Annotated in this window: 18 protein-coding genes and 3 pseudogenes; 13 read left to right on the top strand and 8 right to left on the bottom strand. The window is 49.7% G+C overall.

The features are described from left to right. Positions 1 to 72 precede the first annotated feature (72 nt). Together FC814_RS20535 and FC814_RS23680 are read left to right on the top strand one after the other, a co-directional pair. A pseudogene (locus FC814_RS20535) lies at positions 73 to 381 on the top strand (hypothetical protein); the annotation flags it as partial. A gap of 278 nt (positions 382 to 659) precedes the next feature. After that, positions 660 to 2,539 (top strand): annotated as a pseudogene (locus tag FC814_RS23680) (colicin Ia central receptor-binding domain-containing protein). Positions 2,540 to 2,560: 21 nt separating this feature from the next. Here the strand turns inward: FC814_RS23680 and FC814_RS20515 are convergent. Next, positions 2,561 to 2,896 (bottom strand): colicin 1A immunity protein, encoded by a 336-nt coding sequence (locus FC814_RS20515; RefSeq protein ID WP_001080730.1) that lies wholly within the window; start codon positions 2,894 to 2,896, stop codon positions 2,561 to 2,563. Positions 2,897 to 3,024: 128 nt separating this feature from the next. Here FC814_RS20515 and FC814_RS20510 point away from each other — a divergent pair, with 128 nt between their 5' ends. Further along, positions 3,025 to 3,372: a DUF6404 family protein gene (locus FC814_RS20510; RefSeq protein ID WP_000142441.1), complete on the top strand. Its 348-nt coding sequence runs from the start codon at positions 3,025 to 3,027 to the stop codon at positions 3,370 to 3,372. A gap of 16 nt (positions 3,373 to 3,388) precedes the next feature. Here the strand turns inward: FC814_RS20510 and FC814_RS20505 are convergent, their stop codons facing one another. Both FC814_RS20505 and FC814_RS20500 read right to left on the bottom strand, forming a co-directional pair. Then, positions 3,389 to 3,979, bottom strand: coding sequence for a hypothetical protein (locus FC814_RS20505; protein ID WP_000194574.1), 591 nt, complete (start codon positions 3,977 to 3,979; stop codon positions 3,389 to 3,391). After that, entirely contained in the window at positions 3,979 to 4,224 is a 246-nt protein-coding gene (locus tag FC814_RS20500; RefSeq protein ID WP_012512914.1) for a hypothetical protein, read from the bottom strand. The genes FC814_RS20505 and FC814_RS20500 overlap by 1 nt, the downstream gene beginning before the upstream one ends. 581 nt (positions 4,225 to 4,805) lie before the next feature. Here FC814_RS20500 and FC814_RS20495 point away from each other — a divergent pair. Genes FC814_RS20495 through FC814_RS20485 form a run of 3 tightly spaced genes read left to right on the top strand, consistent with a single transcriptional unit; the run spans position 4,806 to position 6,782 of the window. Next, positions 4,806 to 5,120: a hypothetical protein gene (locus FC814_RS20495; protein ID WP_001302628.1), complete on the top strand. Its 315-nt coding sequence runs from the start codon at positions 4,806 to 4,808 to the stop codon at positions 5,118 to 5,120. Positions 5,121 to 5,172: 52 nt separating this feature from the next. After that, a complete protein-coding gene (locus tag FC814_RS20490; protein ID WP_137326388.1) occupies positions 5,173 to 5,952 on the top strand; it encodes a hypothetical protein in 780 nt (259 codons plus the stop codon). A gap of 44 nt (positions 5,953 to 5,996) precedes the next feature. After that, positions 5,997 to 6,782: a site-specific integrase gene (locus FC814_RS20485; RefSeq protein ID WP_077249540.1), complete on the top strand. Its 786-nt coding sequence runs from the start codon at positions 5,997 to 5,999 to the stop codon at positions 6,780 to 6,782. A 137-nt stretch (positions 6,783 to 6,919) separates the two neighbouring features. Here the strand turns inward: FC814_RS20485 and FC814_RS20480 are convergent, their stop codons facing one another. Together FC814_RS20480 and FC814_RS20475 are read right to left on the bottom strand one after the other, a co-directional pair. Then, positions 6,920 to 7,195, bottom strand: a complete 276-nt coding sequence (locus FC814_RS20480) for a hypothetical protein (RefSeq protein WP_000239529.1) — start codon at positions 7,193 to 7,195, stop codon at positions 6,920 to 6,922. Continuing rightward, entirely contained in the window at positions 7,189 to 7,833 is a 645-nt protein-coding gene (locus FC814_RS20475) for a division plane positioning ATPase MipZ (RefSeq protein ID WP_000633913.1), read from the bottom strand. Before FC814_RS20475 ends, FC814_RS20480 begins: the two co-directional genes overlap by 7 nt. 228 nt (positions 7,834 to 8,061) lie before the next feature. Here FC814_RS20475 and parM point away from each other — a divergent pair, with 228 nt between their 5' ends. Together parM and FC814_RS20465 are read left to right on the top strand one after the other, a co-directional pair. Beyond that, positions 8,062 to 9,033: a plasmid segregation protein ParM domain-containing protein gene (gene parM, locus FC814_RS20470; protein ID WP_001103690.1), complete on the top strand. Its 972-nt coding sequence runs from the start codon at positions 8,062 to 8,064 to the stop codon at positions 9,031 to 9,033. A 4-nt stretch (positions 9,034 to 9,037) separates the two neighbouring features. Then, on the top strand, positions 9,038 to 9,430 hold the full coding sequence (locus FC814_RS20465) for a plasmid partitioning/stability family protein (protein WP_000340829.1): 393 nt from the start codon (positions 9,038 to 9,040) through the stop codon (positions 9,428 to 9,430). Between the two features lie 4 nt (positions 9,431 to 9,434). Here the strand turns inward: FC814_RS20465 and FC814_RS20460 are convergent, their stop codons facing one another. The 3 genes from FC814_RS20460 to FC814_RS20450 are packed head-to-tail and all read right to left on the bottom strand — an operon-like array spanning position 9,435 to position 11,388. Beyond that, positions 9,435 to 10,706, bottom strand: coding sequence for a Y-family DNA polymerase (locus FC814_RS20460; protein WP_000457496.1), 1,272 nt, complete (start codon positions 10,704 to 10,706; stop codon positions 9,435 to 9,437). Further along, positions 10,706 to 11,143, bottom strand: coding sequence for a translesion error-prone DNA polymerase V autoproteolytic subunit (gene umuD, locus FC814_RS20455; RefSeq protein ID WP_000109071.1), 438 nt, complete (start codon positions 11,141 to 11,143; stop codon positions 10,706 to 10,708). Before umuD ends, FC814_RS20460 begins: the two co-directional genes overlap by 1 nt. After that, positions 11,140 to 11,388: a DinI-like family protein gene (locus tag FC814_RS20450; protein WP_000618110.1), complete on the bottom strand. Its 249-nt coding sequence runs from the start codon at positions 11,386 to 11,388 to the stop codon at positions 11,140 to 11,142. The genes umuD and FC814_RS20450 overlap by 4 nt, the downstream gene beginning before the upstream one ends. Positions 11,389 to 11,805: 417 nt before the next feature. Between FC814_RS20450 and FC814_RS20440 the strand changes: the two genes are divergently transcribed. The 5 genes and pseudogenes from FC814_RS20440 to FC814_RS20420 all read left to right on the top strand — a co-directional run bounded on the left by FC814_RS20440 (position 11,806) and on the right by FC814_RS20420 (position 14,444). Then, positions 11,806 to 12,708, top strand: a complete 903-nt coding sequence (locus tag FC814_RS20440) for a DUF1281 domain-containing protein (protein WP_137326389.1) — start codon at positions 11,806 to 11,808, stop codon at positions 12,706 to 12,708. Beyond that, positions 12,705 to 13,016 carry a hypothetical protein gene (locus FC814_RS20435; protein ID WP_170954260.1) on the top strand — a complete coding sequence of 104 codons (312 nt, stop codon included), beginning with the start codon at positions 12,705 to 12,707 and terminating at the stop codon, positions 13,014 to 13,016. The genes FC814_RS20440 and FC814_RS20435 overlap by 4 nt, the downstream gene beginning before the upstream one ends. 75 nt (positions 13,017 to 13,091) lie before the next feature. Then, positions 13,092 to 13,775: a DNA methylase gene (locus FC814_RS20430; protein WP_030003447.1), complete on the top strand. Its 684-nt coding sequence runs from the start codon at positions 13,092 to 13,094 to the stop codon at positions 13,773 to 13,775. Beyond that, positions 13,776 to 13,997, top strand: a complete 222-nt coding sequence (locus tag FC814_RS20425; protein ID WP_001104885.1) for a hypothetical protein — start codon at positions 13,776 to 13,778, stop codon at positions 13,995 to 13,997. Continuing rightward, positions 13,978 to 14,444, top strand: a pseudogene (locus FC814_RS20420) (DUF1380 family protein). The gene FC814_RS20425 and the pseudogene FC814_RS20420 overlap by 20 nt, the downstream one beginning before the upstream one ends. Positions 14,445 to 14,471: the final 27 nt, after the last annotated feature.

The raw sequence follows: 14,471 nt of genomic DNA, 5'->3' as shown, positions 1-14,471 counted from the left end.
TTTGATCATATGACAAGATGTGTATCCACCTTAACTTAATGATTTTTACCAAAATCATTAGGGGATTCATCAGAGCCAGGTACGCCGGAATTAAGTCTGGAAAGGCCCCTGTTTGATACAGAAGTTTATGTTAATGGTGAAAAGAAATATGTCCTGCCGGATTTCATTGTCACAGCAAGGGCTCCTGACGGAAAGACGGCCAGAGTGGTCATCGAAACGATGGGATATGAAGACAGTGATTACTGCGCGAGAAAATCCAGGCAGCATACCGGCATGAAGCAGATTGGTGTTCTGCATACCGATCCACCGAAATGGCTGGATAACGATCATCCCCCTTTTGAGAAACATATGTACGGTGTTTTTATGCATCTCAGGTACTGAGATATTTTGTGGCTCAGTTCTGTAACTTTTCCCGTAACATTGTCTGTTGTTACGGGAAAGTCCGGTTTTTGTATTGCACCAGAGAATACTCAGACTGTGATGCTGCCACAGCGTCAGCAGGCTTTCTGAACGGTGTAACATCACTTCATGTTAATGATAATCACTATCATTAAATCTTGACATGCCATTTTCTCCTTAATAAATTAATACTGTATATGTATCCATATACGTAAGCAGTTAATTCATTTGTTTTCCTCAGAGGATGAAGGAGATACCGAATGTCTGACCCTGTACGTATTACAAATCCCGGTGCAGAATCGCTGGGGTATGATTCAGATGGCCATGAAATTATGGCCGTTGATATTTATGTAAACCCTCCACGTGTCGATGTCTTTCATGGTACCCCGCCTGCATGGAGTTCCTTCGGGAACAAAACCATCTGGGGCGGAAACGAGTGGGTCGATGATTCCCCAACCCGAAGTGATATCGAAAAAAGGGACAAGGAAATCGCAGCGTACAAAAACACGCTCAGCGCGCAGCAGAAAGAAAATGAGAATAAGCGCACTGAAGCCGGAAAACGCCTCTCTGCGGCGATTGCTGCAAGGGAAAAAGATGAAAACACACTGAAAACACTCCGTGCCGGAAACGCAGATGCCGCTGATATTACACGACAGGAGTTCAGACTCCTGCAGGCAGAGCTGAGAGAATACGGATTCCGTACTGAAATCGCCGGATATGACGCCCTCCGGCTGCATACAGAGAGCCGGATGCTGTTTGCTGATGCTGATTCTCTTCGTATATCTCCCCGGGAGGCCAGGTCGTTAATCGAACAGGCTGAAAAACGGCAGAAGGATGCGCAGAACGCAGACAAGAAGGCCGCTGATATGCTTGCTGAATACGAGCGCAGAAAAGGTATTCTGGACACGCGGTTGTCAGAGCTGGAAAAAATGGCGGGGCAGCCCTTGCCGTTCTTGATGCACAACAGGCCCGTCTGCTCGGGCAGCAGACACGGAATGACAGGGCCATTTCAGAGGCCCGGAATAAACTCAGTTCAGTGACGGAATCGCTTAACACGGCCCGTAATGCATTAACCAGAGCTGAACAACAGCTGACGCAACAGAAAAACACGCCTGACGGCAAAACGATAGTTTCCCCTGAAAAATTCCCGGGGCGTTCATCAACAAATCATTCTATTGTTGTGAGCGGTGATCCGAGATTTGCCGGTACGATAAAAATCACAACCAGCGCAGTCATCGATAACCGTGCAAACCTGAATTATCTTCTGACCCATTCCGGTCTGGATTATAAACGCAATATTCTGAATGACCGGAATCCGGTGGTGACAGAGGATGTGGAAGGTGACAAGAAAATTTATAATGCTGAAGTTGCTGAATGGGATAAGTTACGGCAACGATTGCTTGATGCCAGAAATAAAATCACCTCTGCTGAATCTGCGGTAAATTCGGCGAGAAATAACCTCAGTGCCAGAACAAATGAGCAAAAGCATGCAAATGACGCTCTTAATGCCCTGTTGAAGGAAAAAGAGAATATCCGTAACCAGCTTGCCGGCATCAATCAGAAGATAGCGGAAGAGAAAAGAAAACAGGATGAACTGAAGGCAACGAAAGACGCAATTAATTTCACAACAGAGTTCCTGAAATCAGTTTCAGAAAAATATGGTGCAAAAGCTGAGCAGTTAGCCAGAGAGATGGCCGGGCAGGCTAAAGGGAAGAAAATACGTAATGTTGAAGAGGCATTAAAAACGTATGAAAAGTACCGGGCTGACATTAACAAAAAAATTAATGCAAAAGATCGTGCAGCGATTGCCGCAGCCCTTGAGTCTGTGAAGCTGTCTGATATATCGTCTAATCTGAACAGATTCAGTCGGGGACTGGGATATGCAGGAAAATTTACAAGTCTTGCTGACTGGATCACTGAGTTTGGTAAGGCTGTCCGGACAGAGAACTGGCGTCCTCTTTTTGTTAAAACAGAAGCCATTATAGCAGGCAATGCCGCAACGGCTCTTGTTGCACTGGTCTTCAGTATTCTTACCGGAAGCGCTTTAGGCATTATCGGGTATGGTTTACTGATGGCTGTCACCGGTGCGCTGATTGATGAATCGCTTGTGGAAAAAGCGAATAAGTTCTGGGGTATTTAAATAAAATATAAGACAGGCTGTCTATCTTACAGACAGCCTTTTTATAATAACAGAAAGAATATATATCATACTTAACGGAAGAGATAATATGAAAACAGTACCCGTATAAACAGCAAGCAATCCCATTTTTCCAGGTGTATCAGCAAAAAAACCGCTGTTCCAGAAATCAGGCCGGGTAAATTTCAGAGCTGTATCTTCAATATACCATTTTGCAACCGGATACAAAACCATTCCGCAGAGAGAAATACACCAGAACAGTAATCTGTATTTAAAATCATAATCCCATGACATATACAGCATATATCCCCCCGTCACCCATCCCCACCACATATTATTAAAATAATATTTTCTGTTCATCTGCCTGTTTTCCTTTCTTTTGCACTTTTGTCAGTGTACTGATGCATGACAACATAACCACAGCATGATAATAATAATCAATAACAATAAGCTGTGTCACGTTTACATCATGGAACGGAGGTGCTCCTGTGACCTTTGAGCAGAAAAAAGCCCGGGCCATTGCCCTGATGGACAGCAAAAAGATGTGGCGGAGCAATTATGCCCCTCCTCTTCTGCGTATTCTCTGGCGGCTGGGTATCCGGCTTCCGCCATTACCCTTTATGCCGTTCTGGCAGGTCACGCTGTTGATGGGGAGCTTATGGGGCATTTCCTGGGGATGTGCAATGTGGTTTATCTACTGGGGGCCGTCAGGAATGGTGGCAGGTGAGGCCATTATTATAAGTATCACGGGTGGTTTTTTGTTCGGACTGCTCATGGCCTCTTTCCACTGGTGGCGCAGGAAAGTTAACCGGCTTCCATCATGGGATGACGTGTAAACCGTGCTGGTATGTTTTACGGGGTGACGCTTTCATTAACCTGTACACGAACCTCCATTCCGGCATCGTGACAGGCCTGCAGCCACTGCGCCACTTCCAGCGGATCGCCCTCCAGGCGTACCACCCTGCCTTCTTTATTCCATAACTGCAGACAGGTGCTGCCGTCGAGACGTACCACAAAATCCCCACGGCAGGCCTGATACGTCATGCCGTTCAGCTCCACCGCCAGATCAGTGGCAGAAGTGCCGTCTGCGGGCAGACCTGCTGCCGGGACCAGCGGCAGTACGACGACTTCTGCCGCACGCTGTTCTGCCCGGAGGCGGTCCTGTTCTGCCAGCAGCAGAGGCTGTGCCACGGCCCGGCCGGCGTCCGTCAGCTCGACAGCCAGCTGCAGATTCGGGGCGCGCAGGGTACGAAGCCAGCCGGCATCCTCCAGACGACGGCAGGAGGCGCGCAGGTTTGGCCCGTAGACCGGGGCCTCCCCGCTTCGTTCCAGCACCCGTTCCAGGTCCCGCGTCAGCACGGGTCCCGGCCGTTTTTCATCAAGGGCAGCCAGCACAATCAGCACTCTCCGCTGCAGTGGCGACGGTCGGCGGCTCTGGGTCATTACCTGTCATCCTCCGGCCAGATGAGGTTTCTGAGGCGCTGAAAGTCGGCGTCAATGAGCTCCTGTCTCTTTATGGCATTCATTGAGGCATAGCCATTTATGGCCAGTTCATGCCAGAAGATCAGCACGGCTCCGGCTTTGGCTGACTCGCAGAGATAAATCGCGCCCTGGCTGTCCAGATTGCATTCCCGAATGCGTTTTTCCGCAAACCGGGTCAGTTGTTCATAGCTGAGTGAAAACGTCATTTACTGATCCATCCTGCACGCTCCATCTGATAATGTTCTGACAGGTAAAAATCATATCCTGCATGATTTGTGTGCTCCTGATTTCTGATAATATCAGATATTGTTTAATTTTTAACGATGAAAATCATATCTGATATGATTTTATGTTAATTGCTTAATTATCATATCATTTGCCCGTTTCCCGCCGTGCAGATCCGGTTTCCGGCGGTTACGGATCTTCCTCCCCCTCCGCACAGCGCCACACCCTGTAAGCACAACATGTAGTGCTGAATTCAGCTGCTCTTGACACTATATGTTGTGTCATCTCCCTGACCTGTGATGCGCCGCGCAGGGGCGGAAAACAGCGATATGATTATTTCCTCAGCGTGGTACACTTCCGGAAAGTTGTGATATTCAGGAAAGTCGGATCTGACGAAAACGGCTCTCCGGTAATTTAACGGCGTGGTTATGTGACTGCTTATTATCAGCCTTGAAATGATGACGTCATGGGAAAATCATCCGTGTGACAGAAGCAGGGTTGTGCTGCGCGTCATCATTACTCTGCGTGACTATTGAACCGGATACTATTTTTGAGGCGAGGTATGGGTAAACCAACATTTAGATCATTTTACGATGTGGTCCGGGAGCTTGAGGATGTATATGGCCATAAAGAGCTATGGCTGTATTCAGGAGCGGCATACGCAACGCCAACAGAAATGATTAACGCCAGACATAACTGGAAATCGCCAAAAATCCTGAAACGTAACGGAAGAATGGTTGCAGAACGAATGGATAACTCGGACTCATGGCAACTGGTTGGTGACTACAAAAAACCGCTGTTCCAACATTGTGCTCCGCCCTGGCAATCCTGTCAGATAGATGACTATTTTAAAGGCTATTACATTATCGCCCCCTGAAGGTCAGAGGAGTAATTGATGGCGGGATTACATCATTGATGGCGAGGTTTAAATGGGAAGTATGAAAGAACTGCTGTTTGAAATGCAGGAGGAACGGCGTGACGAATGGATTGCGGAAAATTATCCGGATGCTGAGGAAGGAACTCCTGAATGGGATGCGGCAGCGCAGGAATACAGCTGGTTTCAGGACTGGATGGAAGAGGCGGCTGAGCAGCAATATTTTGAGGCTTCGCTTGCCAGTATTCCTGACCGCCTGCAGGATGCAAAGGCTGAACTGGATGAGTTAGAGAGCCTGATGCAGTTCAACCAACCCAGGATCGTAGAGCGGATGGCTTACGTTCATTGCGTGAGTGTACTGGACAGCTTTCTGATGTACAGCGCAAGAGCACTTCTTAGTCATCCCCCGCATTTACAGAAGTTCCTGCACGAGGCTGATTCGTTGGTTCCTAATAAGGAAGACAGAAGAAAATTACTTGCTTCCAAATGGGTCGAGCAGGAGCCGGATAAAGACACTCCTGAGAAGGTTTATACCTGGCGAGCTCAGTCTCTTGTAGCGAAGAAGACATTTCAGAGCCACAAAGTGATAGGTCGGTATTTTTCAAGGATGCTGACAACGCCACATGAGTGGCCATTGGAGGAGATTAAGGGTGTAATCAAGACCCGAAACGCACTGGTACACCGTAATGGAGTTACCGAATCTCTTGAACCCGTGTATATCAGTTCGGGGAGTGTGCAGAATGCTATCTGCACGGTACGAGCATTTATTACCGTGGCGGCTGAAACCCTTCTGCAGGAAGATGCACTATACAGGGCGGATGATGGCATATTCTGAAATTACCGCAGCGACACCATCCATAAGCGTCTTCACTGAGGGATATGTCGATGACTTCGCTTCCCGCTAACTGTATACCAGTAAGCAACACATCATTACCTGTCGCCATAGACTACCCAGCAGCGCTGGCACTTCGCCAGATGGCTCTCGTTCAGGACGAACTCCCGAAATACCTGCTGGCGCCGGAAGTCAGCGCCCTGCTCCACTACGTGCCGGATCTTCACCGCAAGATGCTGCTGGCGACGCTCTGGAACACGGGCGCGCGAATTAACGAAGCGCTGGCGCTGACAAGGGGGGATTTTTCGCTTGCGCCTCCGTATCCGTTTGTGCAGCTTGCGACCCTGAAACAACGGACGGAAAAAGCCGCCAGGACGGCAGGAAGAATGCCCGCCGGTCAGCAGACTCACCGGCTGGTTCCGCTCTCCGACGCCTGGTTCGTCAGCCAGCTGCAGACGATGGTGGCCACACTGAAAATCCCCATGGAACGGCGTAATAAACGAACAGGCAGGACAGAGAAAGCGCGGATCTGGGAAGTGACGGACAGAACGGTCAGGACCTGGATTGGGCAGGCGGTTGCCGCCGCTGCCGCTGACGGTGTGACGTTCTCTGTCCCGGTCACGCCACATACGTTCCGCCATTCCTATGCGATGCACATGCTGTATGCCGGTATACCGCTGAAGGTCCTGCAGAGCCTGATGGGGCATAAGTCCATCAGCTCAACAGAGGTCTACACGAAGGTGTTTGCGCTGGATGTGGCTGCACGGCACCGGGTGCAGTTTTCGATGCCTGAGTCCGATGCTGTCACAATGCTGAAAAACAGACACGCATAAGTCACAAATCATAATTATGAATTGTGATTTATTCTATAAAAGAAGAGACCACTGCAATATGTGATCTCTTGTATGCAAGGGTGCTTAAACAGTGTGAATTCACAAGTGTGATTTCATAAGTAATAACTTCTTGATTATTACGTTAGTGTTTTTAAGTATTGCTCAAGGGCTACTCTGACGATGGCACTTACATTTTTTGGATCTTTACCATTGCGTTTATTCCTCAATGCCAGATCTTCTATTGTGACAAGCATGCTTTCACCAAGAGAGATTGTCGTCCGACATTGTTTTTCTGGTTCGGGTTTTTCCGGCGCGCCGTATGGTTTATCCGCAAGGCGCTGAGCCAGAGCCTCTGCTTGTTCTACCGTAACTGCAGCTCTGTTTAATGCTTGCTGGCTGGGTTTCTTCACCATGGGCCAAATACCTCATTCATTAAATGTTCAATTTCTGCTCTGGCTGCTGTATTGTTCGTTTCTACTACACCGGTGCCGTTGCTCATGCAATCGCGATAGACTTTTCTGAAACAAATAACTGAATCCAGGACTTGAATTGTTGGGAATTCTTCAAGATATTCAAGGAATTCTTTTCTCTCATTTCCCCTCAAAACCGGATTGGTTGTTGCCATACTTTGTAAACAATAAACCTTAAGTTCCGGGTTAAGGTTACGCATTGCGTCTATCTGTTGTTCTAGTTCTGTAAGAGTATCCAGATCTGGTTGAGAACACTGTAGTGGCGCAATTATTTGATGTGCGACAACTCCACTCGTTATGAATTCCTTTGAGTTTCTTCCTGCGACATCCACTATTACATCATCGAACTTTTCATTCAGAGCCTGTAGTGTTTGTGTCAGGTTATCAAATTTCTCAACAAGGGTTATTGCTGGTAACAGTCCTGCAGCTTCTCGTTCTGCATGATGTTTTGCGGCTGTTCGTTGTAGATCTCCGTTTAACAGGCAGACTTCCCTTCCTTTATTTGCGAGAGCAATAGCCAGGTTTGATGCAATGGTAGTTTTCCCTGAACCACCTTTGTTCCCACCAACTACAGTAATCATTGCAACCTCATAAATGTGATGTGTGAAGTATGATGATATTTTGACACGGTAACCTGATGTGTCAACATGCATTCATATTTGTGAAGTATGAAATATGAAGTATGTCATATGATGTAATAAATATTACTTGTGTTTTGTGATTTCATAACTATGATAGTGCTCAAATTGAGTATTACCTTGCAACCAGAAACAGTGATTTACTCAGATTGAGTATTTAAGGGGCTATAGATGAACGTATACTGCGATGATGGTTCAACAACAATCAAGTTGGCATGGAATGACAATGGGAAAATCTGTAAGTCGTTGTCGCAAAACTCATTTCGTCATGGATGGAAGGTTGACGGGTTAGGGATTCGCCAGACATTTAACTATGAACTGGATGGTAAAAAATACACGTATGATGAAGTTAGCAACCAATCTATTCTTACGACTCATATTGAGTATCAATATACGGATGTTAACCTGTTAGCTGTGCATCACGCTTTACTGAATAGTGGATTAGCGCCTCAGCCTGTATCATTGACTGTGACTTTGCCTATCAGTGAGTTCTACACGAAAGAGTGTCAAAAAAATGAACTCAACATTCAGCGTAAAATTGAGAATTTAATGAGGCCGATTCGTCTTAATAAAGGCGATGTTTTCACCATTGAACACGTTGATGTGATGCCTGAATCATTGCCAGCTGTGTTTTCTCGTCTGGTCATGGATAAAGTTGGTCAGTTCGAAAAATCGCTGGTAGTTGATATTGGCGGCACTACGCTTGATGTTGGTGTTATCGTTGGTCAATTTGACTCTGTAAGTGCCATTCATGGTAATTCTGGCATTGGTGTGTCTTCAGTTACGAAAGCTGCAATGAGTGCATTGCGCATGGCATCCAGTGATACCAGTTTCCTCGTTGCAGATGAATTGATTAAACGTCGTAATGACCCGGACTTTGTTCGGCAGGTTATAAATGACGAAACAAAAACTGATCTGGTCCTTAATACCATTGAGGGGGCTATTGCCAGTCTGGGGGAGCAAGTAGTCAATGAGCTCGGTGATTTTCATCATGTGAATCGTGTTTATGTTGTCGGTGGTGGGGCCCCGTTGATCTATGATTCGATAAAAACGGCATGGCACCATCTTGGGCAAAAAGTAGTGATGATGGAGTCGCCACAGACAGCACTGGTTGAAGCTATCGCGGCTTTCAAAGAGGAGTAATATTGTGGACGATGAACGGAAAAGGAAAAAATTCACACTTTATCTGCATCCGGAAAAAGCTGCAGACTTTCAAACTTTGGAAGCGATAGAGTCCGTTCCGCGTTCTGAGCGTGGTGAGCTGTTCCGGAATGCATTTATTTCTGGAATGGCGTTACACCAACTTGATCCTCGCCTGCCTGTATTGCTGACTGCCATTTTGAGCGAGGAGTTTTCAGCAGATCAGGTTGTAACCTTACTCAGTCAGACGACAGGATGGAAGCCTTCTCAGGCCGATATCAGAGCTGTGTTGACTGAACTCGGTGCTTTGCAATCTGCTGAAAAAATGCCTCCTTCTGCTACTGATTCGGTGCAGGAGGCAATGAATGATGTGCGCCTTAAAATGCAAAAATTATTCTGATATATCAGAATGAAGCAATGGGGATCTCAGTCCATTGTGTTGTATACGAAGGCGAGAGCATTTCCCGTTTCATTTGCCATTCAGGGGCGGTTCCTCGCCCCGCAAACCACACTTTCCCTTTTCCAGACTGGTTCAGTTCATCGAGTGTTTTCATTAACTTTTCGCTGTTTTTACGGGGCTGGATCTCATCAAATAATCCCGGCTGCGCTATACCCGATGGTGTGAAATCAGCCAGCATGACTCCTGCCTTCATATAGCGGTACCCTTCACGCCAGACATGGTTTAACGCTCTGCATGCTGCGGCAATAATGTCCCGGCTGTCCTGTGTGGGTAATGGAAGCTTTTCCACAGCGGCATTGCTGTAACAGGGTTCTTTTACTGCAAAGGGGGATGTCCGTACAAATGTCGTCACCTGCCGGCAATACTGACGCTCCCCACGTAGTTTCTCTGCGGCCCGCTCTGCATACTGAACAACAGCCTGGTGCATGGCATCTTTGTCTGTGATTCGTTCACCAAAACTGCGACTACAGACAATCTGCTGTTTTGCCGGTGGTGCTTCTTCCAGGGATATGCAGGACTCGCCGTTGAGTTCGCGTACCGTACGCTCAAGAATGACGCTGAAGTTTTTCCGGATGAATGCCGTGTTAGCCTGCGCCAGCTGCAGTGCTGTGTTAATACCCAGCGCATTCAGCTTTTCCGTCAGTCTGCGTCCTACTCCCCAGACCTCACCAACTGGCTGCAGCCCCAGTAGCTTCAAGATCCGATTACGGTTTTCTGCCGTCAGCGCGACCACACCGGAAAACTGTGGCCATTGCTTTGTTGCCCACTGTGCACTTTTAGCCAGCGTTTTTGTAGGCGCAATGCCCACCCCCATGGTGAGTCCTGTCCAGCTTTTTACCTGTTCCCTGAGCTGATGACCAAAAAACTCCGGAGAGATGCAATGATTTATCCCCCGCAAATCAATGAACATTTCATCAATTGAGTAGGGCTCAACTGCGGGAGAAAGCGACTCCAGAACAGCCATAACCCGTTGGCTCATGCTGTGGTACAGCGCATAATTGCTGGAAAATACATGTATTTTCTTCTCCAGGCGCATCTGTCTCACCTGAAACCAGGGCTGCCCCATTCTGATGCCAAGGGCTTTTGCCTCCGGGCTGCGCGCGATCACACAGCCATCGTTATTGCTGAGTACGATGACTGGTTCGTTGCGAAGGTCCGGGCGGAAAACTTTTTCACATGAGGCGTAGAAACTGTTGATATCAGCCAGTGCAAACATCAGCGTAACTCCCGCGTCCTGTGTATCACGTGAGTGACAACACCAAAAATACAGATGTTTTCCGGATACAGTGTGCGGAACTCCGGGCTGTCTGAAACCGGCTCCAGTGCCGGGCGTGGGCGCAACAGCAGTCGTTTGACGGTGAACTCACCGTCGATCTCAGCGATAACGATGTCCCCGTGTTGTGGTTTTTCGGCCCTGTCCACTACCAGCAGATCACCATTCTGCACGCCAGCCTGGTTCATCGATTCACCGCTGGCGCGCAGAAAGAAGGTGGCTGCAGGTCTGCTGATGCAATAGCTGTTCAGATCCAGTTCCTGCTCAGCATAATCAGTGGCAGGCGAAGGAAAACCGGCCTGGCAACGATCGGCAAACAACGGTCGCACGTAACTGTCATCGCCTGAAGGGTCAGCCGGACGGTGATAAACGGTACTCATGCTGCAGGCAGCCAGCTGTCGTCCTGCCAGATTTCTTCCAGCAGAGACAGGATACGTTCTTTATCCTTGTCGTTGCGGGCTCCTGTGACAGATACAGACGGGGCGCTGCCCTGGTCTATACGCAGCCAGATTTCCGGGTAGTGTGGTTTCAGACGTTGTTCGATTTCATTCTGTAGCGCCTGAAGTGTGCCTGATTTGAGGTTTTTTGTGCTCTGGCGGTCGAAAAGAATTTCAATGCGGATCATGTTCTCATCTCCCTTTTCTTTTGCTGTATGTATATACAGTATTCTAATAACTGAATCCACACACAGTCAAATGTCATTATTGTGACTAAAAAGCGCTCAATTCTCTGAGAGTGTGGCTGTATGCCTGCTGTGGACTGCTGTGTTCAGCTTATCCACAGCATTTTGCGCACGGTTCTGTGAATAAAATACCTGGTTACCCAGGCCGTGCCGGCACGTTAACCGGGCTGCATCCGATGCAAGTGTGTCGCTGTCGCCGGCCTCCTCACCCGGTCACGTTTCGTCGTTCCTCCTCCACGCGCTGCGGCTTCGGGGCCGCACCTGCATTCGTATGCGGTCGCCCGGTTACAGGTGTGGCACGGCCTGATGGAGGCCGCATGTGAGAGGAGAATTCCCATGCCAAACTGGTGCTCGAATCGTATGTATTTTTCTGGTGAACCGGCACAGATCGCTGAGATTAAACGACTGGCCAGCGGCGCAGTCACACCGTTTTATCGCCGCGCCACAAATGAAGGTATTCAGCTGTTTCTGGCCGGAAGTGCCGGACTTCTGCAGATCACTGAAAATATCCGCTCTGAGCAGTGCCCCGGAGTGACGGCTGCCGGACGTGGTGCTGTATCGCCGGAAAATATCGCGTTCACCTGCTGGCTGACACACCTGCAGAACGGTGTACTGCTGGATGAGCAAAACTGCCTGATGCTGCATGAACTCTGGCTGCAGAGCGGTACTGGACAGCGTCGCTGGGAAGGGTTACCGGATGATGTCAGGGAAACTATCACTGTGCATTTCACCGCAAAAAGAGGTGACTGGTGTGACATCTGGGGTAAGGAGGATGTATCGGTGTGGTGGAATCGTCTGTGTGACAACGTACTGCCGGAAAAAACCATGCCGTTTGACCTGCTGACGGTTTTGCCGACCCGCCTGGATATTGAAGTGAATGGCTTTAACGGCGGTGTTCTGAACGGTGTTCCTTCTGCATATCACTGGTATACAGAACGGTATGGCGTGAAGTGGCCTTGTGGGTATGACCTGAATATCAGCAGTCAGGGGGAAAACTTCATTCAGGTGGATTTCGACACGCCGTGGTGTCAGCCGGAAAGCGACGTTGTTGCAGAATTAAGCCGCCGTTTCGGCTGCACGCTGGAGCACTGGTACGCCGAACAGGGCTGCAATTTCTGTGGCTGGCAGTTGTATGAGCGCGGAGAGCTCGTTGATGTGCTGTGGGGGGAACTGGAATGGTCTTCCCCGACAGATGACGATGAGCTGCCGGAAGTCACCGGACCTGCGTGGATAGTCGACAATGTGGCGCATTATGGCGGATGAAGTATGACGGAGACGGGCGGGAAACCGCCCGTTTCTTTTCCGACAAAGGATGTCGCCGTGCTCCTCTTTTTACTGCGCCGGCTGACGCGGCGCGGCATAAACGCTGCCTGTGGTCAGTGTCCCGCGCCCGGCGGGCACGGGACGGGCGCTTTTACCGCTCCCGGCTGGCGTCGGTGACAGTGTACGCCAGCCCGTCGCCCTTTTCTGATGAACGCCCTTCAAGCCGCTTTCGCGGCATAGCCTTGCCGTCAAAAAGACGACGGCTGCGATATTCCACGGTCGGCCTGACCCGTTACCGGACGCGGTGAACAGCCCACAGGCAGCGGGGAACGGGCACCACAGGGGTGCCCTCCCGGTGCCCTCTGTAAGAGAAGGAGTTTCGTATGTCCCGTTTTGTCCTCGGTAACTGCATCGATGTTATGGCCCGTATTCCTGATAACGCCATTGATTTCATCCTCACCGACCCGCCATATCTCGTCGGTTTCCGTGACCGTTCCGGGCGCACCATCGCCGGCGATAAAACCGATGAGTGGCTGCAACCGGCCTGTAATGAAATGTTCCGCGTGCTGAAAAAAGACGCGTTAATGGTGAGCTTCTACGGCTGGAACCGCGTTGATCGCTTTATGGCCGCCTGGAAAAATGCGGGATTCAGCGTTGTTGGTCACCTGGTCTTCACCAAAAACTACACATCGAAGGCCGCATATGTGGGCTATCGCCACGAATGCGCCTACATCCTGGCAAAAGGCCGTCCGCGTCTGCCACAAAACCCGCTGCCGGACGTGCTGGGCTGGAAATATTCAGGCAATCATCATCACCCGACGGAAAAGCCTGTTACCAGCCTGCAACCGCTGATTGAGAGCTTCACACACCCGAACGCAATTGTGCTGGACCCGTTTGCAGGCAGCGGCTCAACCTGCGTTGCCGCCCTCCAGTCCGGACGCCGGTATATCGGTATCGAGCTGCTTGAGCAGTATCACCGTGCCGGACAGCAACGACTGGCTGCCGTACAACGGGCCATGCAGCAGGGGGCCGCGAATGATGACTGGTTTATGCCGGAGGCTGCGTAAATGAACTATGCCGGACACGAAAAACTTCGCGCCGAAGTGGCGGAGGTGGCCAATGCCATGTGCGACCTGCGTACAACCATGAATGAGATGGAGCGGCGGTACAGCTTTAATGCTGACACCCTGCCGGAACGTCTGGTGCGTCAGACGTTGTTTCGCGCAAACCGCCTCCTGATGGAGGCATATACCGAAATTCTTGAACTGGATGCGTGCTTCAAAGATTAAGGAGGAGACGAAATGTACGGAACATGCGAAACGCTCTGCCGTGAGCTGGCAGCAAAGTATCCGGGAAACACGCCGCTGATGCTGCTTATCTGGTCCCCGGAAGAGATTCAGGCACTGGCCGACGGTATGGAAATTTCTCTGACCGATCATGAAATCAGGACTGTCCTGGCGCACCTGGAGGACATCCCGGAAGACCAGCGGATGGAGTCCGGTATTTCTTCCGCCGCTGCGATGGAGATTATCAGCAACGTGAGCGAAAACCGCCTGGTGACCGTCTCTGCTGAACTGCTGGCGTCCCTGATTCAGACCGCTGAACAGGCACTGTGGAAACGTGAATGGGCCGCCCGTGATAACGGCCTTGCCGTCCCGGAATGTGTTACCCGCCGTCAGGCAGTGATTAATCAGGCCCGCACCCTGCTGAAAAACAACACACACGAAAACAACTGATGTTATCGCCGCCTGCCCTGCGGGCGG

Origin of the sequence: Escherichia sp. MR (assembly GCF_005280595.1) — a bacterium.
GTDB classification, from domain to species: domain Bacteria; phylum Pseudomonadota; class Gammaproteobacteria; order Enterobacterales; family Enterobacteriaceae; genus Escherichia; species Escherichia ruysiae.
Note: the sequence above shows the minus strand (reverse complement) of the source record. Positions and strands in the feature narration are given on the sequence as shown.

Coding starts and splice junctions, on each gene's coding strand:
- FC814_RS20515 (WP_001080730.1), bottom strand. CDS start 2,896: ATGAACAGAAAATATTATTTTAATAATATGTGGTGGGGATGGGTGACG.
- FC814_RS20505 (WP_000194574.1), bottom strand. CDS start 3,979: ATGACCCAGAGCCGCCGACCGTCGCCACTGCAGCGGAGAGTGCTGATT.
- FC814_RS20500 (WP_012512914.1), bottom strand. CDS start 4,224: ATGACGTTTTCACTCAGCTATGAACAACTGACCCGGTTTGCGGAAAAA.
- FC814_RS20495 (WP_001302628.1), top strand. CDS start 4,806: ATGGGTAAACCAACATTTAGATCATTTTACGATGTGGTCCGGGAGCTT.
- FC814_RS20490 (WP_137326388.1), top strand. CDS start 5,173: ATGGGAAGTATGAAAGAACTGCTGTTTGAAATGCAGGAGGAACGGCGT.
- FC814_RS20485 (WP_077249540.1), top strand. CDS start 5,997: ATGTCGATGACTTCGCTTCCCGCTAACTGTATACCAGTAAGCAACACA.
- FC814_RS20480 (WP_000239529.1), bottom strand. CDS start 7,195: ATGGTGAAGAAACCCAGCCAGCAAGCATTAAACAGAGCTGCAGTTACG.
- FC814_RS20475 (WP_000633913.1), bottom strand. CDS start 7,833: ATGATTACTGTAGTTGGTGGGAACAAAGGTGGTTCAGGGAAAACTACC.
- parM (WP_001103690.1), top strand. CDS start 8,062: ATGAACGTATACTGCGATGATGGTTCAACAACAATCAAGTTGGCATGG.
- FC814_RS20460 (WP_000457496.1), bottom strand. CDS start 10,706: ATGTTTGCACTGGCTGATATCAACAGTTTCTACGCCTCATGTGAAAAA.
- umuD (WP_000109071.1), bottom strand. CDS start 11,143: ATGAGTACCGTTTATCACCGTCCGGCTGACCCTTCAGGCGATGACAGT.
- FC814_RS20450 (WP_000618110.1), bottom strand. CDS start 11,388: ATGATCCGCATTGAAATTCTTTTCGACCGCCAGAGCACAAAAAACCTC.
- FC814_RS20440 (WP_137326389.1), top strand. CDS start 11,806: ATGTATTTTTCTGGTGAACCGGCACAGATCGCTGAGATTAAACGACTG.
- FC814_RS20435 (WP_170954260.1), top strand. CDS start 12,705: ATGAAGTATGACGGAGACGGGCGGGAAACCGCCCGTTTCTTTTCCGAC.
- FC814_RS20430 (WP_030003447.1), top strand. CDS start 13,092: ATGTCCCGTTTTGTCCTCGGTAACTGCATCGATGTTATGGCCCGTATT.
- FC814_RS20425 (WP_001104885.1), top strand. CDS start 13,776: ATGAACTATGCCGGACACGAAAAACTTCGCGCCGAAGTGGCGGAGGTG.